Annotated in this window: 22 protein-coding genes and 1 pseudogene; 14 read left to right on the top strand and 9 right to left on the bottom strand. The window is 56.5% G+C overall.

All coding sequences use genetic code 11. The features are described 5' to 3' along the window. Positions 1-49: 49 nt before the first annotated feature. Positions 50-1642 (bottom strand): ABC-F family ATPase, encoded by a 1593-nt coding sequence (locus CWM57_RS13255; protein ID WP_061155238.1) that lies wholly within the window; start codon positions 1640-1642, stop codon positions 50-52. Positions 1643-1690: 48 nt separating this feature from the next. Between CWM57_RS13255 and CWM57_RS13260 the strand changes: the two are divergent. Together CWM57_RS13260 and ldtB are read left to right on the top strand one after the other, a co-directional pair. Then, positions 1691-2606 (top strand): annotated as a pseudogene (locus CWM57_RS13260) (tyrosine-protein phosphatase). Positions 2607-2807: 201 nt separating this feature from the next. Next, positions 2808-3722 (top strand): L,D-transpeptidase, encoded by a 915-nt coding sequence (gene ldtB / locus CWM57_RS13265; protein WP_061155240.1) that lies wholly within the window; start codon positions 2808-2810, stop codon positions 3720-3722. Positions 3723-3845: 123 nt separating this feature from the next. Here ldtB and CWM57_RS13270 read toward each other — a convergent pair whose 3' ends face one another. From CWM57_RS13270 to mntR, 5 genes are all read right to left on the bottom strand, one after another. Beyond that, entirely contained in the window at positions 3846-4562 is a 717-nt protein-coding gene (locus CWM57_RS13270; RefSeq protein ID WP_100676020.1) for a GntR family transcriptional regulator, read from the bottom strand. A gap of 67 nt (positions 4563-4629) precedes the next feature. After that, positions 4630-6006: a glycoside hydrolase family 1 protein gene (locus CWM57_RS13275; RefSeq protein ID WP_100676021.1), complete on the bottom strand. Its 1377-nt coding sequence runs from the start codon at positions 6004-6006 to the stop codon at positions 4630-4632. Positions 6007-6161: 155 nt separating this feature from the next. Next, entirely contained in the window at positions 6162-7202 is a 1041-nt protein-coding gene (locus CWM57_RS13280) for an aldo/keto reductase (protein WP_074386466.1), read from the bottom strand. A 107-nt stretch (positions 7203-7309) separates the two neighbouring features. Continuing rightward, positions 7310-8422, bottom strand: a complete 1113-nt coding sequence (locus tag CWM57_RS13285) for an anion transporter (RefSeq protein ID WP_100676022.1) — start codon at positions 8420-8422, stop codon at positions 7310-7312. Beyond that, entirely contained in the window at positions 8419-8892 is a 474-nt protein-coding gene (mntR, locus tag CWM57_RS13290) for a manganese-binding transcriptional regulator MntR (protein WP_008805779.1), read from the bottom strand. Before mntR ends, CWM57_RS13285 begins: the two co-directional genes overlap by 4 nt. A 185-nt stretch (positions 8893-9077) precedes the next feature. On the opposite strand from mntR, the gene mntS reads away from it, so the two are divergent. After that, positions 9078-9203, top strand: coding sequence for a manganase accumulation protein MntS (mntS, locus tag CWM57_RS13295; protein WP_074386468.1), 126 nt, complete (start codon positions 9078-9080; stop codon positions 9201-9203). A gap of 269 nt (positions 9204-9472) precedes the next feature. Beyond that, a complete protein-coding gene (locus tag CWM57_RS13300) occupies positions 9473-11053 on the top strand; it encodes a phosphoethanolamine transferase (protein WP_100676023.1) in 1581 nt (526 codons plus the stop codon). 90 nt (positions 11054-11143) lie between these two features. On the opposite strand, the gene ompX is transcribed toward CWM57_RS13300, so the two are convergent. Next, on the bottom strand, positions 11144-11659 hold the full coding sequence (ompX, locus tag CWM57_RS13305; protein ID WP_008805777.1) for an outer membrane protein OmpX: 516 nt from the start codon (positions 11657-11659) through the stop codon (positions 11144-11146). A gap of 351 nt (positions 11660-12010) precedes the next feature. Between ompX and rhtA the strand changes: the two genes are divergently transcribed. The 6 genes from rhtA to ybiO all read left to right on the top strand — a co-directional run bounded on the left by rhtA (position 12011) and on the right by ybiO (position 18628). Then, the gene (rhtA, locus tag CWM57_RS13310; RefSeq protein WP_061155246.1) at positions 12011-12898 is read left to right on the top strand and encodes a threonine/homoserine exporter RhtA; all 888 of its coding nucleotides are present in this window, start codon (positions 12011-12013) and stop codon (positions 12896-12898) included. A 237-nt stretch (positions 12899-13135) separates the two neighbouring features. Continuing rightward, the gene (gene dps / locus CWM57_RS13315) at positions 13136-13639 is read left to right on the top strand and encodes a DNA starvation/stationary phase protection protein Dps (RefSeq protein WP_004886200.1); all 504 of its coding nucleotides are present in this window, start codon (positions 13136-13138) and stop codon (positions 13637-13639) included. Positions 13640-14069: 430 nt separating this feature from the next. Continuing rightward, the gene (gene glnH / locus CWM57_RS13320; protein ID WP_004886198.1) at positions 14070-14816 is read left to right on the top strand and encodes a glutamine ABC transporter substrate-binding protein GlnH; all 747 of its coding nucleotides are present in this window, start codon (positions 14070-14072) and stop codon (positions 14814-14816) included. A gap of 125 nt (positions 14817-14941) precedes the next feature. Next, a complete protein-coding gene (glnP, locus tag CWM57_RS13325) occupies positions 14942-15601 on the top strand; it encodes a glutamine ABC transporter permease GlnP (protein ID WP_002895837.1) in 660 nt (219 codons plus the stop codon). Next, positions 15598-16320 (top strand): glutamine ABC transporter ATP-binding protein GlnQ, encoded by a 723-nt coding sequence (glnQ, locus tag CWM57_RS13330; protein ID WP_100676024.1) that lies wholly within the window; start codon positions 15598-15600, stop codon positions 16318-16320. The genes glnP and glnQ overlap by 4 nt, the downstream gene beginning before the upstream one ends. Before the next feature lie 112 nt (positions 16321-16432). After that, on the top strand, positions 16433-18628 hold the full coding sequence (gene ybiO, locus CWM57_RS13335; protein ID WP_074386471.1) for a mechanosensitive channel protein: 2196 nt from the start codon (positions 16433-16435) through the stop codon (positions 18626-18628). Positions 18629-18630: 2 nt separating this feature from the next. Here ybiO and rlmF read toward each other — a convergent pair whose 3' ends face one another. Continuing rightward, a complete protein-coding gene (gene rlmF / locus CWM57_RS13340) occupies positions 18631-19545 on the bottom strand; it encodes a 23S rRNA (adenine(1618)-N(6))-methyltransferase RlmF (protein ID WP_008805773.1) in 915 nt (304 codons plus the stop codon). Between the two features lie 96 nt (positions 19546-19641). Here rlmF and CWM57_RS13345 point away from each other — a divergent pair, with 96 nt between their 5' ends. The 4 genes from CWM57_RS13345 to ybiJ all read left to right on the top strand — a co-directional run bounded on the left by CWM57_RS13345 (position 19642) and on the right by ybiJ (position 21490). Continuing rightward, a complete protein-coding gene (locus CWM57_RS13345) occupies positions 19642-20256 on the top strand; it encodes a flavin reductase family protein (protein WP_074386472.1) in 615 nt (204 codons plus the stop codon). Positions 20257-20396: 140 nt separating this feature from the next. After that, the gene (locus CWM57_RS13350; RefSeq protein WP_074386616.1) at positions 20397-20657 is read left to right on the top strand and encodes a DUF1471 domain-containing protein; all 261 of its coding nucleotides are present in this window, start codon (positions 20397-20399) and stop codon (positions 20655-20657) included. A 20-nt stretch (positions 20658-20677) separates the two neighbouring features. Further along, complete coding sequence (locus CWM57_RS13355; protein WP_100676025.1) at positions 20678-20944, top strand: DksA/TraR family C4-type zinc finger protein; 267 nt, start codon at positions 20678-20680, stop codon at positions 20942-20944. 285 nt (positions 20945-21229) lie between these two features. Continuing rightward, a complete protein-coding gene (gene ybiJ / locus CWM57_RS13360) occupies positions 21230-21490 on the top strand; it encodes a DUF1471 family protein YbiJ (RefSeq protein WP_004176772.1) in 261 nt (86 codons plus the stop codon). 108 nt (positions 21491-21598) lie between these two features. Here ybiJ and ybiB read toward each other — a convergent pair whose 3' ends face one another. After that, the gene (gene ybiB, locus CWM57_RS13365) at positions 21599-22567 is read right to left on the bottom strand and encodes a DNA-binding protein YbiB (RefSeq protein ID WP_100676026.1); all 969 of its coding nucleotides are present in this window, start codon (positions 22565-22567) and stop codon (positions 21599-21601) included. Positions 22568-22582 lie beyond the last annotated feature (15 nt).

Consider the following 22582-nt stretch of genomic DNA (forward strand, 5'->3'; position numbering starts at 1 on the left):
GGCGTAGCCCGGGTAAGGCGTAAGCCGCAACCCGGGTAACGGGCAGGGATTACTCGATACCTTTGCTGCGCAGGTAGTCTTCGTAGTTGCCGCTGAAATCGATCACGCGTTCTGGGGTGATCTCCAGGACGCGGGTCGCCAGCGAGCTCACGAACTCGCGGTCGTGAGAGACGAAGATCAGGGTGCCCTGATACATCTCCAGCGCCATGTTCAGCGATTCAATCGATTCCATATCCAGGTGGTTGGTCGGTTCGTCCATTACCAGGATGTTTGGCTTCTGCATCATCAGCTTACCGAACAGCATGCGCCCTTTTTCACCACCAGAAAGGACTTTCGCCGGCTTTTTGATATCGTCCTGGCTAAACAACAGACGACCGAGGATGCTGCGTACTGCCTGCTCGTCATCGCCTTCCTGTTTCCACTGGCTCATCCAGTCAAAGACCGTCAGATCGTTCTCGAAATCTTCGGCATGATCCTGCGCGTAATAGCCGATACGGGCGTTTTCGGACCACTTAACGGTACCGTTATCTGCTTCCAGCTCGCCCACCAGGGTTTTCAGCATCGTTGATTTACCGACGCCGTTGGTCCCCAGCACCGCCAGCTTCTCGCCAACCTCCAGCAGCAGATTCACCCCTTTGAACAGTGGGCCGTTATCAAAACCTTTCGCCAGCGCTTCCACTTCCAGCGCATTACGGAACAGTTTCTTATCCTGCTCGAAGCGAATAAACGGGTTCTGACGGCTGGACGCTTTCACTTCATCCAGCTTAATTTTATCAATCTGACGGGCGCGAGAGGTCGCCTGACGCGATTTAGAGGCGTTGGCGCTAAAGCGGCTAACGAAGGACTGCAGGTCAGCGATCTGCGCTTTCTTCTTGGCGTTATCCGCCAGCAGACGTTCGCGTGCCTGGGTCGCCGCGGTCATATACTCGTCATAGTTGCCCGGATAGACGCGCAGCTCACCGTAATCGAGATCCGCCATGTGGGTGCAGACCATGTTCAGGAAGTGACGGTCGTGCGAAATGATGATCATGGTGCTGTCACGTTCGTTCAGCACCTGCTCCAGCCAGCGAATGGTGTCGATGTCGAGGTTGTTCGTCGGTTCGTCGAGCAGCAGGATATCCGGATTGGAAAACAGCGCCTGCGCCAGCAGGACACGCAGCTTCCAGCCCGGCGCGACTTCGCTCATCGGGCCGTAATGCTGTTCAACCGGAATGCCGACGCCGAGAAGCAGTTCGCCGGCGCGCGCTTCGGCGGAGTAGCCGTCCATCTCGCCGTATTTGACTTCCAGATCGGCCACTTTATAGCCGTCTTCCTCGCTCATTTCGGGCAGCGCGTAGATGCGATCGCGCTCTTGCTTCACTTCCCACAGCTCGCCGTGGCCCATGATAACCGTATCCAGCACGGTGAATGCTTCGAAGGCGAACTGATCCTGGCGCAGCTTACCGATACGCTCGTTCGGGTCGAGAGAAACGTTGCCCAGCGTCGGCTCGAGATCGCCGCCGAGGATCTTCATAAAGGTCGATTTACCGCTGCCGTTGGCGCCGATCAGACCATAACGGTTGCCGCCGCCAAATTTAACGGAGATATTTTCGAACAGCGGCTTACTGCCAAACTGCATGGTAACGTTGCTGGATACTAGCACGGGGATATCCTGAAAAAAGAGAATGAGGGGTGTGACACAACAGACATTATGCCAGCAAATGACACACTTTTCACGGCCTGCGGTAAATTCCACCGCGGCGCTTGTGCTAAGGTCTTTGTCAGATGAGCCACAGACCAGGGCTCAAACGGTTATTCTGTACGTCATTATGAGGAACCCCATGACCACCAGCCTACCGCGACACCCGGCCTTTTTATCCCTGCAGGGCGGTATCAATTTTCGCGATCTGGGCGGCCAGCGTGCCGCCGACGGACGCACGGTACGCAGCGGCAAGCTGCTACGCTCCGGCGCGCTAAACCAGTTGACGGCGGACGATCTCAACCACCTGGCGACGCTGCCGCTCAGTCGGGTGCTCGACTATCGCGACCCCGGTGAGGTGCAGCGCACGCCTGACAAGCTTAGCCCGCTCACTCATTATTTGAACGCGCCAGCCAATCCGCCGATCAGCGATGTGAATGCGAAGGTCACCGAGCTGAATGCTGCCACCCTTAACGCGCTGAACGGTGAACAGTTTATGCTGCAACTCTATCGCCAGCTGCCGTTTAACAATCCGGCCTATCGCCAGCTCACTGCCTGGCTGACGGCCCCTTTTGAAGGGGCGTTACTCCAACACTGCGCCGTCGGCAAAGATCGCACCGGCGTCGGCTGCGCGCTGACGCTGTTTGCCGTCGGATGCGACAGCGAGACGGTCATGGAGGAGTATCTGCTTACCCACGGTATGCTGACGCAGGTGGAAGCCTGGATGCTGGAGATGCTCGGCAACGACCTGACGCCCCAGGGACGCCAGAGTCTGGCGGATATTCTGACGGTGAAAGAGTCCTATCTCGCCGCCGCGCTGTCGGCCATCCACCAGCGCTATGGTAGCGTCGACGCCTGGCTGGCAGAAGAGTACCAGCTCACCGCCCCGGCCCGCGCTTCGCTACAGGACCGGTTACTGGAAGGATAACCTCCCTGTCACCCGCGTGGGAGGCGGCGGTCGCATTGTCCGCCAGGCCCCGACAGTCGAGGCGACAGGGAAAAAAATGTGATTTCGTACACATCTGATTTACCTGTTCAGCGGAATGCACATATAATGCGCTCCCATCTACTGTCTCAATCATTAACAAAGGCCTGTGTGGCGTTGATTTCGCACACGACATTAAAGACTATGAAATTATCTACACTCTTAGCGGCAGCCTTCGCCCTCGTAGGCTTTTGCAATACAGCGTCTGCTGTCACCTATCCTTTGCCGACCGACGGCAGCCGTTTGGTTGGTCAGAATCAGGTCATCACCATTCCTGATGATAACAAGCAGCCGCTGGAATACTTTGCGGCGAAATATCAGATGGGGCTGTCCAACATGCTGGAAGCCAACCCGGGGGTGGACACCTATCTGCCAAAAGGCGGTAGCGTCCTGAACATCCCGCAGCAGTTGATTCTGCCGGACACCGTCCACGAAGGCATCGTGATTAACAGCGCCGAGATGCGTCTGTACTACTATCCGAAAGGCACCAATACCGTGATCGTCCTGCCGATCGGTATCGGCCAGTTAGGTAAAGATACGCCGATTAACTGGACCACCAAAGTCGAACGCAAGAAAGCCGGCCCGACATGGACGCCGACCGCCAAGATGCATGCCGAATACATCGCTGCCGGCAACCCGCTGCCAGCCGTCGTACCGGCCGGTCCGGATAACCCGATGGGCCTGTACGCGTTGTATATCGGCCGTCTGTACGCCATCCACGGCACCAACGCGAACTTTGGTATTGGCCTGCGCGTGAGCCACGGCTGCGTGCGTCTGCGCAACGATGACATCAAGTTCCTGTTTGATAACGTGCCGGTCGGCACCCGCGTACAATTTATCGATGAGCCGGTAAAAGCGACCACCGAGCCGGACGGCAGCCGTTACATTGAGGTTCACAACCCGCTGTCGACCACCGAAGCGCAGTTCCAGGGCGGCGAAATCGTGCCAATCACCCTGACTCAGCCGGTACAGGCGATCACCGGCCAGTCTGATGTCGATCAGAACGTGGTTGAGCAGGCTATCCAGAACCGCTCCGGTATGCCGGTGCGTCTGAACTAAGTTCTGTATGGCAAGAAAAACGGCGGGCCTGATGCCCGCCGTTTTTTTATCTGTATTTTCCCGGGCTACCAGACCTGACAACACCCTGGCCCTGCTTAGCGCTGCGCAAACAGGCCCCCCGGTCTAGCCGTTATTCACCAGAATAATCCCGCCGTGATCGTAGCGATAGTGGCAGTGGGCATACTCCAGCGGCGTACCGTCTTCGAGGTAGATAACCTGCTCAACCTCCAGCACCGGGTCGGTGGCGTCGCAGTGAAGATGTAATTTATCCAGTTCATCGGGCTTCATCGCCCGCACTACGCGGTAAGATCCCATCAGCTTCAGCCCCAGCGTCTCCTGCACATAGCGAAACACCGAGCTTTCCAGATGGCTTTTATTGAGCCCTGGCACCAGTCCCACCGGCATAACTGTCAGATCCAGCGACACCGGCTCACCGTTGAGCAGCCGCAGACGGACAAAGTCATACACCGGGGCATCGGCGTCAATCAGCAGCGAAGTCTGCTCTTTGTCGCTGGGAAAACGCACCTCAAAGCGCACCACTTCGCTTTGTACCTCGCCAAGATGCTCCCAGGTTTTGGTGGCGCCAAAATAGTCGCTGCCGGGCAGTTCCCACTGCGACAGCTGGAGAAAATTTTTCCGCACAAAGGTGCCCTGCCCTTTGCGAGTATAGATAAGCCCTTCGACGATTAACTGACGCATCGCCTGTTGAATCGTCATCCGGCTGGTGTTGAACTCCGCCGCCAGCGCAAACTGGTCGGGTAGCGGCGCGCTGGCAGGATACTGCTGGCTGATGATGCGTTTTTTTATTTCCCGCGCAATTTGCAGATACTTCGCCGTCATTCCCGGTCCTTTTACATTCTGTGCGTGACTGGCGGGCAGCATACTTGACCTGACCGCCAGGACACCGTTACATCGCTTCGCCGTTGCTGTGGATCACCTGCTTCAGCCACGCATAGCTCTTCTTCGGCACCCGCCGTAGATCCTTGAGGTCATGGTTCTCACGATTGACGTACACCACGCCGTAGCGCTTACGCATATCGCCCTGTGAGCTAAGAATATCGATTAATCCCCAGCCGAGATAGCCGATCACCTGCGCGCCGTCCTCAAACATCGCCGCTTTCATGGCGTTAATATGGTCGCGATGGTAGGCGATGCGGTAATCATCGGCAACCGGATGTTCACCGTCCCAGGATTCGATCACCCCGATGCCGTTTTCAATCGGGAACACCGGTAGCCGCCAGTCATTGTAATAACGGGTGATGATCATGCGAAATCCCAGCGGATCGATCTGCCAGTTCCATTCCGTCGCTTTCAGGTACGGGTTATCCTGATTACCGAATAGCATGTAATTGTTGACCGCCGTTCCCGGCGGGATCGCGTCGCTATTGAGCGAGCGGCTCGCGTAATAGCTGAACGCCAGATAATCCACCTTCACCATTGCCATCAGCGCCATATCTTCGGCGCGATAAATATCGTCAAAGCCTTGGCGAGCGACAAAGTGCATCACCTCCGGGCTATAGCCCTCGCCCGCGTAGGCGCGCAGCAGGTTCTGGTTTAAAAACTCGTCCAGTTGCTGAGCGCAGAGAATATCGCGTGGTTTGCAGGTAGCCGGATAGACCAGCGCGTGAGCCAGCATTCCGCCCATCAGGCACTGCGGCTTCGTCTGATGCAGATAGTGGGTCAGATGGACATGCGCCATCATCACGTGGTGCTGGATCTGGTAGAGTTCGCGCAGCGTTTTATCGCCACGCAAATAGCCGGTGATCAGGAAGGCTTCCGGCGAATGGTAGAGGTTCTGTTCATTAAAGGTCAGCCAGTACTTCACCTTATCGCCGTAGCAGTCGATCATCTTCTGGCCATAGCGGATAAAGGCGTCCATGACCCGGCGGTCGGTAAAACCGTTGTAGCGCTCCGCCAGCGACAGCGGCATATCAAAGTGATACAGGCAGATCATCGGCTCTATGCCGCGGGCAATAAGCTCATCGATAAACTGATGGTAGAACGCGATCCCCTCTTCATTGAATTCGCCGTCCCCCTCCGGACACACCCGGCTCCAGGCGATCTGAAAGCGATAGCAGTTCATGCCCAGATCCTGCATCAGATCGAAATCTTCGCGGAAGCGATGATAGGAGTCAGTCGCCACCTTCCAGTCCGAGGCGAACTCCGACGGTTGACGAATATCGTAAACCGACATCCCCTTTCCTCCCTCATTCCACGCCCCTTCGGTCTGCATGCTGGAGACCGAATTGCCCCATAAAAAATCGGCCGGTAATGTGTCTTTCATGGTTCGCCTCTGTATATGACTAGTCATTTTAAATTCATGACTAGTCATATACAAAAAAACCACCGCGGAAGCAAAAGACGGATCGTTTTCTGTGAGCCAGACAAACAAAAAAGATCGCCGCAAGCGGCGATCTTTAGAGGTAAGTGGAAACGGCGTTACTGCGCGTCAAGCTGATGACGACGATATTCCCCCTGGCGCTCCAGCATCCAGCCCGGATATTCGCGCGGCAGGGCGCTGACCGCATCAAGCTGGCGCAACTCATCTTCGCTCAGGCGAATAGCGGTGGCAGCGATGTTATCCTGCAACTGCTCGGCCCGTTTAGCGCCGATAATCACGCTGGTCACCACCGGCTGATGCAGCAGCCACGCCAGGGCAATCTGCGCCACCGAGACCCCTTTTGCTTCGGCTATCACCCGCATGACGTCGATACAGTCAAATGCGCGCGCTTTATCCACCGGCGGAAAGTCAAACGCCAGGCGACGCCCCCCCGCTTCCGCCTCGCCGTCGCGGCGGTATTTCCCGCTCAACAGGCCGCCCGCCAGCGGGCTCCAGACCATCAAGCCGAGGCCTTCGCTTTGCAGCATCGGCACCAGCTCACGTTCCAGGTCACGCCCGGCGATAGTGTAGTAGGCCTGCAGAGAAGCAAACCGGGAGAGTCCAAGGCGTTCCGCTATGCCCAGCGCTTTGGCGATTTGCCAGGCCGCCCAGTTAGAAACACCGATGTAGCGCACGTGGCCCTGCTGTACCAGGGTATCCAGGGCCGACAGCGTCTCTTCGATCGGCGTCGCCGGATCGAAGCCGTGCAATTGATAGAGATCGATATGATCGAGCTGCAGGCGGCGCAGGCTCTCTTTCACACTGCCCATGATGTGGTACCGTGAGCTGCCGCGCGAGTTCACGCCAGCGGTGCCGGTTTCGCCAAACACTTTGGTCGCCACCACCACGTTTTCACGCGGGATTTTCAGGTTTTTCAGCGCCTGACCGGTAATCTCTTCAGAGCGCCCTTCCGAGTAGACGTTGGCGGTATCGATAAAGTTGATCCCGGCGTCCAGCGCGCTGCCGACCAGTTGCTCGGCTTCGGCCTGGCGCAGCTGGCCGATTTTGCCCCACATCCCTTCTTCGCCGCCGAAGGTCATGGTGCCCAGGCACAGCTCAGAGACAAACAGACCGGTATTGCCCAGTTTTTGATATCGCATAGCACTCTCCTCAACAGGATGATTAACGTCAGCGGTATAGTTATACCGCTGAGTCGAGGCGTGCGAATGGGGTGTTTCTGTCAGTTTCTTGCCCAATTCTGCAGAAATCAGGCGCAGAGTTTAAAGAGCCAATAGCCGCTGATGGCCGCCCACAGCAGCATAGGAATGGAGTAAAGATGGAAGCGCCACCAGATCCGCCGATCGCTGGCCATGCGCAGGGCGATGATATTGGCCAGCGATCCTGGCAGCAGACCAAAGCCGCCGACGTTAACCGCCCAGGCGAGCAGTATCGACGGCGGGACATAGTTGAGCAGCAGAATGGTCGAGGGCACATTACTGATCACCTGCGACAGGCCGATGGCGGTCAGCCACAGTCCGCCGCCGGAAAGCGTCCCGACGCCGCTCAGCACATGATGCAGCGCCGGAAGCTGGGTCAGCAGGTGGACATCGATAAACATCACCATAAACACCAACAGCAGCGACCAGTCCACATGGACGATCACCGCCCGGGCCAGTATCAGGAAGCCCAGCAGCACCAGCGCCAGCCCCCACAGCGCCTGATTCATCTCCAGCGCGGTCAGGAACACCAGATACAATCCCAGACAGCTCCAGACCAGCTTAGGCTGCCACGATGGCGCCTTATCGCTACTCTGGTAGCTGAGCCGGTTTGCCGGGAAACAGAACCAGCACAGCATCAGCAGGGTCAACATCATTGCCGCCGCCAGGGGTAACATCTCGCCGATAAACCCGACGAAAGAGAGGCCGGAGCGTCCCCACAGCAAAATGTTCTGCGGGTTGCCGATCGGCGTCAGCAGCGACCCGGCGTTGACCGCCAGCGCTTCAAAGATAATCAGACGGTTAACCGGGATCGCGCACCACTTTTTCAGCGTCAGCGTCAGCGGCACCACAATAAACAGGGCCACATCGTTGGTCAGGAAGGTGGACAGGAGCGCTGCCGCCAGCACCATAAAGATGGCCAGCTGGCGCTCAGTCACGAAGCGGCGGGCCATTTTCCGCCCCAGCACGTCAAAGTAGCCGCTCAGTTCAATGCCCTTGGTCAACAGCATCAGGCCGCTGAGCGTGATGATGGTATGCCAGTCAATGGCCGCCGGCCAGCTTGCCGGGACAAACGGCACGATGGCGCTGAGCACACAGGCGATAATCAGCAGCAGGTGTAAAAAACGGTCGCGCAGCAGCGACTGAACGAAGGGAAGAGTCATGCTTCCTGGGATCCCTGTTTCTGGGTAAATTTCAGGAACATCGCCAGCGTCTCTTCACTCACGTGATGCTCCATTCCCTCCGCATCGCGGCGGGCAATCTCCGGACTGACGCCAATCGCCAGCAGAAAGTTTTCCACAATCTGGTGGCGCTCGCGACTTTCCTGGGCCAGCTTTTCCCCTTCCGGGGTTAAGAAGATCCCGCGCCAGGGGATCTGTTCGATCAGACCCACGCTGGCCAGGCGTTTAAGCATTTTGGCGACCGTAGGCTGCGAAACGCCAAGACGCGCCGCCATATCCACCTGGCGCGCCTCCCCCACTTCGTTGATCAGATCGGAGATCAGCTCCACATAGTCATCGATCAGCTCGCGGCGATGCGCTTCCCGCACCTGACGGAACCCCTCAACGTGCTCTTCAACATTTACTAACTGCGTCACTTTTTTTGTTATTGGCTTACCTGCGCGACGGTTCATTGTGCTTCCTCATTCGTGTGACGCGTCAAGCATCATATAAAAAGATCCACATTGTAATGGATTGCGCCAAGAGCACAAAAAATTAACGTTTTAGCCATAGCTATAAAATATAGCCTGTGCTATATCTGTATGTAATGCAAACAGCCATCAAGGATTGACGGCGTGAACAGGCAGGAGGAGAGCAGATGAATGAATTCAAGAGGTGCTTAAACGTGTTTAGCCATTCACCCTTTAAAGTACGATTAATGCTGATCGGTATGCTGTGCGAGATGATTAACGGTAAACCGCAGCAGGACAAACCTAATTCCTAAGGCGGCGTCGCGGTACGCCGCTTCATTTTTCTGTCATCTTCTGCCGCTAAAATGGCCGGTACCCCCCCGTTTCCCTGACCTTTTTTCAAGTTTTGTAAGCGCCCTCGCAAAACAATCTGTTATGTCTGGTTGACCTTACCATTTACAAGCCCTATCTTTGCACAGCCCTGCCACATTCGCGGCTCGCAGAGACCCTCTTCGCGCACTGTCCAGCAGGTTTTCCCCCTTGATGCCAGGGGATGCGCATGGCCTCTTTTTGATTGTTTACTATGAATGTCACCACCCTGAAAAATACGCTGGTCGCCCGCCGACTGGCACTGAACCCATGGACAGGATTCTACTTTTTACAGTCGCTATTAATTAACCTGGCGCTGGGCTATGAATTTAGCCTGCTCTATACCGTGGCATTTACCTGCGTGTTACATCTTTTGTGGCGTGCCTTTCCACGCGTCCAGAAAGGGGTGGTCGGCGCCTATTCGCTGCTGGCGGCGCTCTACTACCCCTTTGGCCAGGCCTACGGCGCCCCCAACTTCAATACGTTGCTGGCGCTTCACGCCACCAACGTGGAAGAATCCACGGAAATTCTGACCATCTTCCCATGGTACAACTATCTGCTGGCGGTCTTCATTTTCGCGCTGGGGATCATTGCGGTCCGCCGCAGGATCGTTGAGCCATCCCGCTGGGGAAAAATGGAGACCCTGGGCCTGCTGTTCAGCATCGGGATTTTCTTTCTGCAGCCGATGCAGAATCTCGCCTGGGGCGGCGTATTCAAGGTGATTGACACCGGTTATCCGGCCTTTCGTTTTGTGAAAGACGTGGTGGTGAATAATAACGAGGTGCTGGACGAGCAGGCGCGAATGGCCCAGCTGGCCGGCATGAAGGACAGCTGGCACGTGCTGGCGGTGAAGCCAAAGTACCATCTCTATGTGGTGGTGATTGGCGAAAGCGCCCGCCGCGACGCCCTCGGCGCCTTCGGTGGCCACTGGGACAACACGCCGTTTGCCAGCTCGGTAAACGGTTATCTGTTTAACAACTATGTCGCCGCCAGCGGCTCGACGCAGAAATCGCTCGGCCTGACGCTTAACCGGGTGGTCGACGGCAAACCGCAGTTTCAGGATAACTTTGTCACCCTCGCCAACCGCGCGGGTTTCCAGACCTGGTGGTTCTCCAACCAGGGGCAGATTGGCGAGTACGACACCGCTATCGCCAGCATCGCCAAACGTGCGGATGAAGTCCAGTTCCTGAAAAACGGCGATTTCGAGGCCAATAAAAATACTCAGGACGAGCAGTTATTAAAGCTGACCGAGCAGGTACTCTCTACGCAGCGCACCCAGCCGCAGCTGATTGTCCTGCATCTGATGGGCTCTCACCCGCAGGCCTGCGATCGGACCAAAGGCAAGTACACGGTTTTCGTCCAGTCGAAAGAGACCTCCTGTTATCTCTACAGCATGACGCAGACCGATTCGCTGCTGGCTAAGCTATACAGTCAGTTGCAAAACTCCGGCGATACCTTTTCACTGACCTACTTTTCCGATCATGGTCTGGCGTTCAAGGAGCGGGGAAAAGAGGTGCAGTATCTGGCGCATGACGATAAGTTCCAGCAGAACTTCCAGGTGCCGTTTATGGTGCTGTCCAGCGATGACAACGCGCATAAAGTGATTAAAGCGCAGCGCTCTGCGAATGATTTCCTCAGTTTCTTCTCCCAGTGGACCGGGATCAAGGCGGCGGAAATCGTCCCGCGCTATCGTTTTATCTCTGAGCAAAAGGCCGGTCCGGTGTACATCACCAACTTCCAGCTGCAGAAGGTGGACTACGCTCACCTCGGTACCGATGAGTTCACCGTCAATTAATCGTGCAGGCCCGGCCAGTCGCTCAGGCTGGCCGGCAACAGGCAAAAAAAATCCGCCCCGAAAGGCGGATTTTTTATATCACCGGAGTGATTAGAAGCGGTAACCCACGCCAGCAATCCAGGTACCGACGTCAACGTTACGAATACGAGACTGCTCGTAGGAGAAGTCCAGAGCAACGTTTTCGATCGGGTTGAACTGCAGACCAGCACCGTAGGAGAAACCGTAGTCGCTCATATCGGATTTCTGGTTCGGGAAGTTGTTGTTCTGGAATTTACCGTAACCAACACCCACTACGCCGTAGATGCTTGCCCAGTCGTTCAGACGGTAAGCCGGACCTGCGGTGATGCCGTAGTACTGACCTTTGTTGTAAGTACCGTTGCTGGTGTTATCCTTTTCGGTGTAGGTGAAGGAACCGATAACGCCCAGCGGGTTGTTATCTTGCTCGTAACGGTATTTCAGGTTGAAACCGCCAGCTTTGTTCGCTTTACCCTGCATGTCGCTCTGCGCGTAACCGCCGGTTACGGTAGAAGTTGCAGCAAATGCAGTGGTACCTACGGATGCAGCCAGAACAACGGCCAGTGCTGAAAGACGTGCAATTTTATTCATAACCACCTCAAATGTGTTTCTAATAAGTCCTAAGCCTTAAATATATCAAAAACTTTTGGGAAACTCTTTGGAGTTTACATTGTCTAACATACTTTTTCATGTAACTAAAAGTTTCCATACTTCTATAACAATATGGAAAACAACAATTTTTGGCGTTAACGTACATCTTAACGCTCATTAAGAAATTCGCAAGCATCCAGATTAATCCTAATCACCTGGCGAATTTCTCAGCAACGTGCGCCATTCTACTGTTTTTGCCCCTGTTTTTTTCAACATTAGCTCAACCGTCAGCAGGTTATTCCAGTACACTGGCACTTTTACGACTTTTGACAAAACCTGACAGGAGAAAGGATGCCCGGTCCATCCCGAAAAGCGGCGGCATGGTTGCCAATTCTGGTGATTTTAGTCGCCATGACATCGATTCAGAGCGGCGCCTCGCTCGCCAAATCGCTGTTCCCCTTGGTCGGCGCCCCGGGCGTCACCGCCCTGCGTCTGGCGCTCGGGACGCTGATTCTGGTGGTCGTGTTCAAGCCATGGCGGTTACGTTTCTCCCCGGCACAGCGTGTGCCGCTGCTACTGTACGGCCTGGCGCTCGGCGCGATGAACTATCTCTTTTACTTATCCCTGCAGCGCATTCCGCTCGGCGTGGCGGTGGCCCTGGAGTTTACCGGCCCGCTGGCGGTGGCGCTGTTTGGTTCGCGCCGACCGCTGGATTTCGTCTGGGTGGCGCTGGCGATCCTCGGGCTGTGGTATCTCCTGCCGCTGGGGCAGAACGTGGCGCAGGTCGATTTAACCGGCGCGCTGTTTGCCCTGGGCGCGGGAGCCTGCTGGGCAGTCTATATTCTGACCGGGCAACGTGCCGGTGAGGAACACGGTCCGGCCACGGTGGCGATGGGGTCGCTCATCGCCTCGTTGGTGTTTGTTCCGTTAGGCATAGCGCAGGCCACGGATACGCTGTGGCAGTGGTCGCTGCTGCCGATGGGGCTGGGGATTGCTATTCTCTCAACCGCACTGCCCTACTCCCTTGAAATGATGGCCTTGACGCGCCTGCCGACGCGCACCTTCGGCACACTGATGAGCCTCGAACCGGCGTTAGCCGCCCTTTCCGGTATGGTCTTCCTCGGCGAAACGTTGAAGCTCTCCCAGACTCTGGCGCTGGGCGCGATCATTATCGCCTCAATGGGCGCCACGCTGACCATGCAGCGACAAAGTAAAATCGAGCAAGTCGATATCAATTAACATTCTGTTACGCCGCCGGCCCGTGAGAAATCCGGGCCGTTCAGCTAAATATAACCCTATGATATTTAGCGTTTTTTAAAATAACCAACCACTTTGCGCTATCGAAGTGATATGGCCTGCCGATGCCTCACTCTTTGAAACCCTTGCTATACTTAGTCCCGAAGTTACCTGGGACAACGCTCCACATCATTCAGATTTGAAGTGTGACGAGCATCAATATCAAGAGGATATGAAACGATGAGTACCGCAAAACTGGTTAAATCAAAAGCATCTAATCTGGTCTATACCCGCAACGATGTCGCTGACAGCGAAAAGAAAGCGACCATTGAGCTGTTGAATCGCCAGGTGATCCAGTTCATTGACCTGTCACTTATCACCAAGCAGGCACACTGGAATATGCGCGGTGCGAACTTTATCGCCGTGCACGAAATGCTGGATGGCTTCCGTACCGCGCTAACCGAGCACCTGGATACCATGGCGGAGCGTGCCGTGCAGCTGGGCGGCGTCGCACTGGGCACCACTCAGGTCATTAACAGCAAAACGCCGCTGCAGAGCTACCCGCTCGATATCCATCACGTTCAGGATCACCTGAAAGCGCTGGCTGACCGCTATGCCGTCGTCGCTAACGACGTACGCAAGGCGATTGGTGAAGCCAAAGACGAGGATACCGCGGATATTTTCACCGCGGCCTCCCGCGATCTGGATAAATTCCTGTGGTTCATCGAAGCGAATATCGAGTAAGGCTTTGCCGCCGATCGCAACGCGGTCGGCGGCGCCTTTGCTTTTCCCTGCCCCACCTTTTTGTTTTCCGTTCTATCTGTTTTCCCTTCTTTGCTTTCATTGCCCGCTGACATTGCACCGTTTTAGGGCGCCAAATTGATGAAAATGCGCACAAAAGTAAAACAATTGTAATAATCACCTCACACAATCGTTACGTTGAGATTGTTTTCCCATCAGGGTTTGCGCTAAAAATGTGCTCGTTATTCAGCAACTCTATAACGCACCAAAGTGACGCCCCATCCTGGTGCAGTGAGTGCCTGTCATGATCGAAATTGTGCAACCGCTCGCGCTTCGTTTGTTGAAAAACAACAGCTTGTAAAAGTGGCACGATTTTTTCATTAGGCTAGTCGTTCTCGCAGGGGATCGTCCCGTGGATATAAAAGGAAATGCTATGAAGTCTGTATTTAAAGTTTCACTGGCTGCACTGACCCTGGCTTTTGCGGTTTCTTCCCATGCCGCCAATAAGACCCTGGTTGTCGCCACCGATACGGCGTTCGTCCCGTTCGAATTTAAGCAAGGCGATAAATATGTCGGGTTTGACGTTGACCTGTGGGCGGCTATCGCCAAAGAGCTGAAGCTCGACTACACCCTGAAGCCAATGGACTTCAGCGGCATTATCCCGGCGCTGCAAACTAAAAATATCGATCTGGCGCTGGCCGGGATCACCATAACCGACGAACGTAAAAAAGCGATCGACTTCTCCGACGGCTACTACAAAAGCGGCCTGCTGGTGATGGTCAACGCCAATAATAACGACATCAAAGATGTGAAAGATCTGAACGGTAAAGTGGTCGCGGTGAAGAGCGGTACCGGCTCCGTTGATTACGCGAAAGCCAATATCAAAACCAAAGATCTGCGTCAGTTCCCGAACATCGATAACGCCTATATGGAACTGGGTACCGGCCGCGCTGATGCCGTGCTGCACGATACGCCAAATATTCTGTACTTCATCAAAACCGCAGGCAACGGCAAGTTCAAAGCGGTAGGCGAATCACTGGAAGCGCAAAACTACGGTATCGCTTTCCCGAAAGGCAGCGACGAGCTGCGTGAGAAAGTGAACGGTGCGCTGAAAACGCTGCGCGAGAATGGTACCTACAACGAAATTTATAAAAAATGGTTCGGCACTGAACCAAAATAATAAGAACACACTTCGCCAGACGCAGCTCCGGCGACATCACAACGGTCTTCCGGCACAGACTCGGCGGGAGACCGTATTTTGGCGGAGGATTTCCTCTGCTCTCGACACGGTAACAGGAACGTATTATGCAGTTTGACTGGAGTGCCATCTGGCCTGCCATTCCGATTTTGCTGGAAGGCGCCAAAATGACGCTGTGGATTTCCGTCCTCGGCCTGGCCGGCGGCCTGATAATCGGTCTGGTGGCCGGTTTCGCCCGCTGCTTCGGCGGCTGGATCGCCAACCACATCGCACTGGTGTTTATTGAAATCATTCGCGGCACCCCGATTGTGGTGCAGGTCATGTTCATCTACTTTGCGCTGCCGATGGCCTTTAGCGACCTGCGCATCGACCCCTTCTCCGCAGCGGTAGTGACCATCATGATTAACTCGGGCGCCTATATCGCGGAAATTACCCGCGGCGCGGTGCTCTCCATTCATAAAGGCTTCCGCGAAGCGGGCCTGGCGCTGGGCCTGTCGCGTCGCGAAACCATTCGCCACGTGATCCTGCCGCTGGCGCTACGCCGCATGCTGCCGCCGCTGGGCAACCAGTGGATTATCAGCATCAAGGATACCTCGCTGTTCATCGTCATCGGCGTCGCCGAACTGACCCGTCAGGGACAGGAGATCATCGCGGGCAACTTCCGCGCCCTGGAAATCTGGAGCGCCGTAGCCGTGATCTACCTGATTATCACCCTGGTCCTGAGCTTTATTCTGCGTCGTCTTGAAAGAAGGATGAAAATCCTGTGATTGAATTTAAAAACGTCTCCAAGCACTTTGGCCAGACCCAGGTGCTGCACGATATCTCCCTGAAAATTAATCAGGGTGAAGTGGTAGTCATTATCGGCCCGTCCGGCTCCGGTAAATCAACGATGCTGCGCTGCATCAATAAACTGGAAGAGATCACCAGCGGCGATCTGATTGTCGATGGCCTGAAGGTCAACGACCCGAAGGTGGACGAACGTCTGATTCGTCAGGAAGCCGGGATGGTATTTCAGCAGTTTTATCTGTTCCCGCACCTGACGGCGCTGGAGAACGTCATGTTTGGTCCGCTGCGGGTGCGCGGCGCCAGCAAGCAGGCGGCAGAGAAGCAGGCGAAAGATCTGCTGGCGAAAGTCGGCCTGGCCGAGCGCGCGCATCACTATCCGTCTGAACTCTCCGGCGGCCAGCAGCAGCGTGTGGCCATTGCCCGCGCGCTGGCGGTGAAGCCAAAGATGATGCTGTTTGATGAACCGACCTCCGCGCTCGACCCGGAACTGCGCCATGAAGTGCTCAAGGTGATGCAGGATCTGGCTGAAGAGGGGATGACGATGGTGATCGTAACCCACGAAATCGGCTTTGCCGAAAAAGTGGCTTCGCGATTGATCTTTATCGACAAAGGACGCATTGCTGAAGACGGCAACCCGCAGGAGCTGGTGAAGAACCCGCCAAGCCCGCGCCTGCGCGAATTCCTGCAGCACGTCGCCTGACCCGCAACGGCTCTCTTCCTCCGCGGAGAGAGCCGCTTTTCCAGATTCCTCTTCCCTCCCCTTCCGCCATCGGCTTCTATACTTACCCGTTTACGTTGCAACGGAGGTGCCCATGCCGTGGATCCTGCTTTTGCTCGCTGCACTGTTTACTGCCCCGCTTTCCGCCGCCGCCCTGCCCGGCGTGCCGACAGCTAACGCCGATAAAACCAGCGCCAGCGAACCCGATGCGGAACAGAAAAGAGCGGCCTACGCCGCGCTGGCTGACGTGCTGGCTAACGACAGCGCCCGTCAGGAGCTCATTGACCAGTTGCGTAAAGCAGCCGCCACGCCGCCGCCAGACAGCACCCCGACGCTGACGCCGCCGGCGGTGAAAGAAGAGACCACGGTGCTGGAGAACGTCACGCAGATCAGCCGGGAATACGGCGAGCAGCTCTCGTCTCGCTTCTCTCAACTGTGGCGCAATATCACCGGCTCACCGCATAAACCTTTTAATTCGCAAACCTTCACCAGCGCGGCCTGGCATTTTTTACTGCTGGCCGGCCTGGTCTTTGCCTTCTGGTGGCTGGTGCGTCTTGCGGCGCTGCCGCTGTATCGCAAAATGGGTGAATGGGGGCGGCATAAAAACCGCGATCGCGGAAACTGGCTCCAGCTGCCCCTGACCATCGCCGGGGCGTTTGTCATCGACCTGCTGCTGCTGGCGCTGACCCTGTTTGTCGGTCAGCTGTTAAGCGATCGGCTGAATGGTAATAACCCCACTATTGCCTTCCAGCAGAGTCTTTTCCTCAACGCTTTCGCGCTGATCGAGTTTTTTAAAGCCATTCTGCGGCTCATTTTCTGCCCGCGCATCCCGGCGCTCCGGCCCTTTAACCTCAGCGACGAGGCCGCGTCATACTGGAGTCTGCGCCTGAGCGCGCTCAGCAGCCTGATTGGCTATGGCCTGATTGTCGCGGTGCCGATTATTTCCAATCAGGTGAATGTTCAGGTTGGTGCGCTGGCTAACGTCGTCATCATGCTGTGCATTACGCTGTGGGCGCTGTACCTGATTTTTCATAACAAGGCCTTGATTACGCAGGGTCTAATCCATCTGGCCGACCGTTCGCTCTCCTTCTTTAGCCTGTTTATCCGCGCCTTCGCGCTGGTCTGGCACTGGCTGGCCTGCGCCTACTTTGTGGTGCTCTTTTTCTTCTCCCTGTTCGACCCGGGCAATAGCCTGAAATTCATGATGGGCGCCACCCTGCAAAGCCTGGCCATTATCGGCGGCGCGGCGCTGGTGTCCGGCATCCTGTCACGCTGGATAGCCAAAACCATTACCTTGTCACCCGCCACCCAGCGCAACTATCCTGAGCTGCAAAAGCGGCTGAACGGCTGGATCTCCGCCTCGCTGAAGGCGGCACGCATTCTCACCGTCTGCGTCGCCGTCATGCTGCTGCTGAGCGCCTGGGGCCTGTTTGACTTCCGCGAATGGCTGCACAACGATGCCGGGCAAAAAACGGTGGATGTGCTGATCCGCATCGCCCTCATCCTCTTCTTCTCTGCCATCGGCTGGACGGTGCTGGCCAGCCTGATCGAAAACCGACTGGCGTCGGATATTCATGGCCGCCCACTGCCCAGCGCGCGGGCCAGGACGCTGCTGACGCTGTTTCGCAACGCGCTGGCGGTGGTGATCAGCACCATCACGGTGATGATCCTGCTCTCGGAGATTGGGGTTAACATTGCGCCGCTGCTGGCGGGCGCCGGGGCGTTAGGGCTGGCTATTTCGTTTGGCGCGCAAACGCTGGTTAAAGATATTATCACCGGCATATTTATCCAGTTTGAGAACGGGATGAATACCGGCGACCTGGTCACCATCGGCCCTTTGACCGGCACCGTAGAACGAATGTCGATTCGCTCCGTGGGGGTACGGCAGGATACCGGCGCCTATCACATTATTCCCTGGTCCTCGATTACCACCTTTGCCAACTTCGTGCGCGGCATTGGCTCGGTGGTCGCCAACTATGATGTCGACCGTCACGAGGATCTGGATAAAGCCAGCCAGGCGCTGAAGGCGGCGGTGGACGATCTGCTGGCCCAGGAGGAGATCCGCGGCCTGATCATTGGCGAACCGTCGTTCGCCGGGCTGGTGGGGCTGAGCAATACCGCCTTCACGCTACGCGTCAGCTTCACTACCCTGCCGCTGAAGCAGTGGACGGTGCGCTTTGCCCTCGACACTCAGGTGAAAAAGCACTTCGACCGCGCCGGGGTTCGCGCCCCGATACAGACCTGGCAACAGCTGCCGATGCCGGGCTCAGACAGCCCGGCCGCCGAGTAGCGTTAGAACGGACGGCGGCGTTTGGCGTCGTCCATAAAGCTCCAGGCGATAAACCGGCTCTGCTTTTGCCCCTGGGCCATCTCTTTTTTCACCACTTTCACGGCCCCAACCTCGGTCAGCAGGCGGTAGAGCGGCGGCAGATTGTCGCCGCGCGACACCAGCGAGGTAAACCATTTCACCTGGCGGGCGAAAGCCTGACTTTCGCGGATCATCTGCGAGATAAAGGCCACTTCGCCTCCTTCGCACCACAGTTCCTGCTGCTGACCGCCAAAGTTAAGCGCGCTGTCGGCGCCGAGTCCGAGATTGCGGCGCTTGCGCTCACCGCCTGCCCGGGCGCTCTCTGCGGAGTCATGGAACGGCGGATTACACAGCGTGGCGTCATAGGTCTCGTTTTTGTGGATCACGCCGTGGAAGATGGCCTGGCTCTCTTTTTGCCGACGCAGACGGATCTGCCGGGTCAATCCGGGGTTGCCATTGACAATGGCCTGCGCGCTGGCGAAGGCCTCCGGGCTGATTTCGCTGCCGGTGAAGCGCCAGCCGTACTCATGAACGCCGATCAAGGGATAGATGAGGTTGGCACCCGTACCAATATCAAGGATCGTGGCTTGCTTTGGCACCTCGCCACTATCCTGCGCCAGCAGATCCGCCAGATGATGAATATAATCGGCACGCCCAGGCACCGGCGGACAGAGAAAGCCGTCAGGAATGTCCCAGTGTTTAACCGCGTAAAAATGCGCCAGCAGCGCTTTATTCAACGCCTTCACCGCCTGCGGATTGGCAAAATCAATGGTCTGCTCACCCAGCGGATTGAGCGTAATGTATCCCTGCAGGTCAGGATGCGCCTGGCAGAGCGCAGGCAGGTCGTAGCGTTGATGGTGGCGGTTACGCGGGTGTAACCCCGGTTTCTGGGCTTTCATGACAATCTCCTTTGAACAGCCGCGTAAGATACCCGTTGACGGCGGCGCGGTAAATAAGGGAGTCTGGATATCTCCTTTATCCGTGACAGGTGCAGCATGTACTTTTATCAACCTTCACAGGGCCACGGCCTGCCGCATGACCCCCTGAACGCGATTATCGGGCCTCGCCCGATAGGCTGGATCGCCTCGCAGGACGCTGAGGGCCACCGTAATCTGGCGCCATACAGCTTTTTTAACTGCTTTAACTATCGGCCACCGATCATTGGTTTCGCCAGCAGCGGCTGGAAAGACAGCGTACAAAATATTGTCGAGACGAAGGAGTTCGTCTGGAACCTGGCGACCCGCCCGCTGGCCGTGGCGATGAATGAAACGTCTGCCTCGATCCCGCACCATGAGGACGAGTTCGTGCGCGCCGGCCTCACCGCCGCCGCCAGCCGCCTGGTCAGCGCCCCCCGGGTCGCGGAGAGCCCGGTGAACTTTGAGTGTCGTCTGTCGCAATGTATTCAACTCACCACCGCCGACGGTAACCCTGTCGATACGTGGCTGGTGCTCGGCGAAGTGATCGCCGTGCATATTGATGAATCACTGCTGGACAACGGCATCTATCAAACCGCCCGCGCCCAGCCGATCCTGCGCGCCGGAGGTCCGAGCGCCTATTACAGTATTGATGACAGTCTGCGTTTTGACATGATCCGCCCTGACGCCCGCTAAATAATCTACCGGCCAGAGTACCGCTGCCCTGCGCCGGTAGCATGCAAAACGCCTTGTTTTTGCATTAAAAATTCCCTATCGCGCGGTCTGGAAAGACCTACACTTAAGCTATGTCCCATGCTGTTTATGAGGATATGCTGATGAAAATCACCTCGCTGCTGTTCGCCGCTGCGCTCACCGCTCATGCCGCCGCGGCCTCTCCCCTGCCACCGACACCCGTACTGCCCTATGACGGCCCGCTCCGCCCTGTCGGTACCGTCTCCGCCTCCGGTGCCAGCACCCTTGATGATCTGGTGGCTGCCCTCGCGGATAAGGCCCACCGCCAGGGGGCGATAGCCTGGCGGGTCAATGCTGCCAGCAGCGGTAACCGACTGCACGGTTCAGCTATAATTTATCAATAACCTTTCACAGGAGGCAGACGATGGCATCAGGTTGGGCAGGCGATGGGGCCGTTCAGGATCAGATCGACAGCACCATTGACGATGCGGTGGCTCGCGCGCGCCGTGAGCTTCCGCGCGGCGAAAGCAACAAATTTTGTGATGAATGCGGAGAGCCGATTCCGGAGGCCCGTCGACAGGCCATCCCAGGGGTCAGATATTTCGTGAAATGCCAGCAGGAGAAAGATTTACATAACAATACATTTTCAGGATATAATCGTCGAGGATCCAAGGATAGCCAGCTACGCTGACTTTCCTTTACCGTTCATGACAGCCTTTCGCATTATCTTTTCGCGCACATTTTTTGGCGGAAAAAGTCGCAATATGTGCCCTTAAACGCGTCGGTCTTCCTCGCTACGCTTCGTGGCGAAAAGAATGAGAAATAATTTATTAATAATCAGTAAATTATTAATCATTCAAAAAATTCGATGAAGACTGTGAATTTCCTTCGATTTTATCTCCCGCAAAAAAGCGTGATACTTATCACATCGACGGAACATCGTCCCCTGAACAGAACAACCTGCGAGAGATTAACTATGAAAAACATCAAATATGCTGCCGCTGCCATCGCTCTGACTGCCCTTTCCTTCGGCGCGTTTGCCGCCGAACCGGTCACCCCCGCTCAGGCTGAAAGCATGAATAAAATCGGTGTGGTGTCTGCGCAAGGCGCAACCACTTTAGATGGTCTGGAAGCAAAACTGGCTGCTAAAGCCGAAGCCGCTGGTGCGACTGGCTACAGCATTACTTCCGCTAACACCAACAACAAACTGAGCGGTACCGCGGTTATCTATAAATAATCGCTGTTCCCTCTGTAAGCCACTGAATTAACCCTGAAAAGACCTTTAATACCCTTGCCTTGCCCGTCCGAGCCACCGGACGGGCTTTTTTTTATCCTGCAGATCCGATCACCAGCAGTCGTTGACACGACTGAGGCCCTGCTCCAGGGTGGTGACCTCCCCGCTGGCCAGCAGACAGCAGGCAAGCTGAATTTTCAACGAGTGGGGCACCGGTTCGACGCCGGCGACGCAGCGCTCGATCCAGCGCGCGGTGACCTCGGGATCTTTCGAGGCCGGCAGGACCACCGCCTCCGTTGTCGTCTCAGTCTGGCGTTCGTACAGCACCTGCACGCCCTGCTCATCGATCAGGCTGATCTGCGGGCAGCGCTGCGGGTTGGCGTACACTTCACCCTCGGTACCGTGCATCAACAGCGCGCGGCCACCGGTCTCACGAAAGAAGTTCGCCACCCGGGGAACATATTCCGGATGCGACACGCTGGAGAGACGCAACGCCTCCGCTTCGCCAAACGGTGTAGCCAGCTTGGCCAGGGTGTGGGCGCTGTTGCGCACGCCCATCCGCCAGCGCATCGCCAGCTGTTTCTCCAGCGGCGGACAGAAGGCTCCCACCGGGATATACACCGGTTCATGGCCCTCCAGCTGCGCCTGAGCCTGTCCGGCGTGCCGGGTGGCCGGAATGTCCAGCAGGGTAAAAATGGTCTCGGTCAGCACCCGGGTGGGATCGTGACTGACGCCGTGAACCACCACCGGAAACCCCAGCTTGTGCAGAAGCATCGCCAGCAGCGGCGTCAGGTTCGCCTGCTTGCGTGCGCCGTTGTAGCTGGGGATGACAATCGGCATCGGCTTGCCGGCCGGCGGGGTCAGGCGCAGCGTATGCTGCTGCATCGCCGCGTAAAACCCTTTCATCTCCGCTTCGCCTTCGCCTTTGATGCGCAGGGCGATTAATATTCCCCCCAGCTCCAGCTCCGGCACCTCGCCGTCCAGCATCCGCGCATAGAGCGCACGGGCGGTCTCTTCATCGAGGTCGCGGGCATGATTCTTACCGCGACCCACCTCTTTTATAATTTTGCTGTACTCCATGGCTCCCCCTGGTGC

The sequence above is a fragment of the Klebsiella sp. G-Nf4 genome, from assembly GCF_002810615.1.
Taxonomy (GTDB): Bacteria; Pseudomonadota; Gammaproteobacteria; order Enterobacterales; family Enterobacteriaceae; genus Klebsiella; species Klebsiella variicola.

Excerpts from the sequence above, each read along its gene's own strand:
- ldtB (WP_061155240.1), top strand. The coding sequence starts at position 2,808 with ATGAAATTATCTACACTCTTAGCGGCAGCCTTCGCCCTCGTAGGCTTT.
- CWM57_RS13270 (WP_100676020.1), bottom strand. The coding sequence starts at position 4,562 with ATGACGGCGAAGTATCTGCAAATTGCGCGGGAAATAAAAAAACGCATC.
- CWM57_RS13275 (WP_100676021.1), bottom strand. The coding sequence starts at position 6,006 with ATGAAAGACACATTACCGGCCGATTTTTTATGGGGCAATTCGGTCTCC.
- CWM57_RS13280 (WP_074386466.1), bottom strand. The coding sequence starts at position 7,202 with ATGCGATATCAAAAACTGGGCAATACCGGTCTGTTTGTCTCTGAGCTG.
- CWM57_RS13285 (WP_100676022.1), bottom strand. The coding sequence starts at position 8,422 with ATGACTCTTCCCTTCGTTCAGTCGCTGCTGCGCGACCGTTTTTTACAC.
- mntR (WP_008805779.1), bottom strand. The coding sequence starts at position 8,892 with ATGAACCGTCGCGCAGGTAAGCCAATAACAAAAAAAGTGACGCAGTTA.
- mntS (WP_074386468.1), top strand. The coding sequence starts at position 9,078 with ATGAATGAATTCAAGAGGTGCTTAAACGTGTTTAGCCATTCACCCTTT.
- CWM57_RS13300 (WP_100676023.1), top strand. The coding sequence starts at position 9,473 with ATGAATGTCACCACCCTGAAAAATACGCTGGTCGCCCGCCGACTGGCA.
- ompX (WP_008805777.1), bottom strand. The coding sequence starts at position 11,659 with ATGAATAAAATTGCACGTCTTTCAGCACTGGCCGTTGTTCTGGCTGCA.
- rhtA (WP_061155246.1), top strand. The coding sequence starts at position 12,011 with ATGCCCGGTCCATCCCGAAAAGCGGCGGCATGGTTGCCAATTCTGGTG.
- dps (WP_004886200.1), top strand. The coding sequence starts at position 13,136 with ATGAGTACCGCAAAACTGGTTAAATCAAAAGCATCTAATCTGGTCTAT.
- glnH (WP_004886198.1), top strand. The coding sequence starts at position 14,070 with ATGAAGTCTGTATTTAAAGTTTCACTGGCTGCACTGACCCTGGCTTTT.
- glnP (WP_002895837.1), top strand. The coding sequence starts at position 14,942 with ATGCAGTTTGACTGGAGTGCCATCTGGCCTGCCATTCCGATTTTGCTG.
- ybiO (WP_074386471.1), top strand. The coding sequence starts at position 16,433 with ATGCCGTGGATCCTGCTTTTGCTCGCTGCACTGTTTACTGCCCCGCTT.
- rlmF (WP_008805773.1), bottom strand. The coding sequence starts at position 19,545 with ATGAAAGCCCAGAAACCGGGGTTACACCCGCGTAACCGCCACCATCAA.
- CWM57_RS13345 (WP_074386472.1), top strand. The coding sequence starts at position 19,642 with ATGTACTTTTATCAACCTTCACAGGGCCACGGCCTGCCGCATGACCCC.
- CWM57_RS13350 (WP_074386616.1), top strand. The coding sequence starts at position 20,397 with ATGAAAATCACCTCGCTGCTGTTCGCCGCTGCGCTCACCGCTCATGCC.
- CWM57_RS13355 (WP_100676025.1), top strand. The coding sequence starts at position 20,678 with ATGGCATCAGGTTGGGCAGGCGATGGGGCCGTTCAGGATCAGATCGAC.
- ybiJ (WP_004176772.1), top strand. The coding sequence starts at position 21,230 with ATGAAAAACATCAAATATGCTGCCGCTGCCATCGCTCTGACTGCCCTT.
- ybiB (WP_100676026.1), bottom strand. The coding sequence starts at position 22,567 with ATGGAGTACAGCAAAATTATAAAAGAGGTGGGTCGCGGTAAGAATCAT.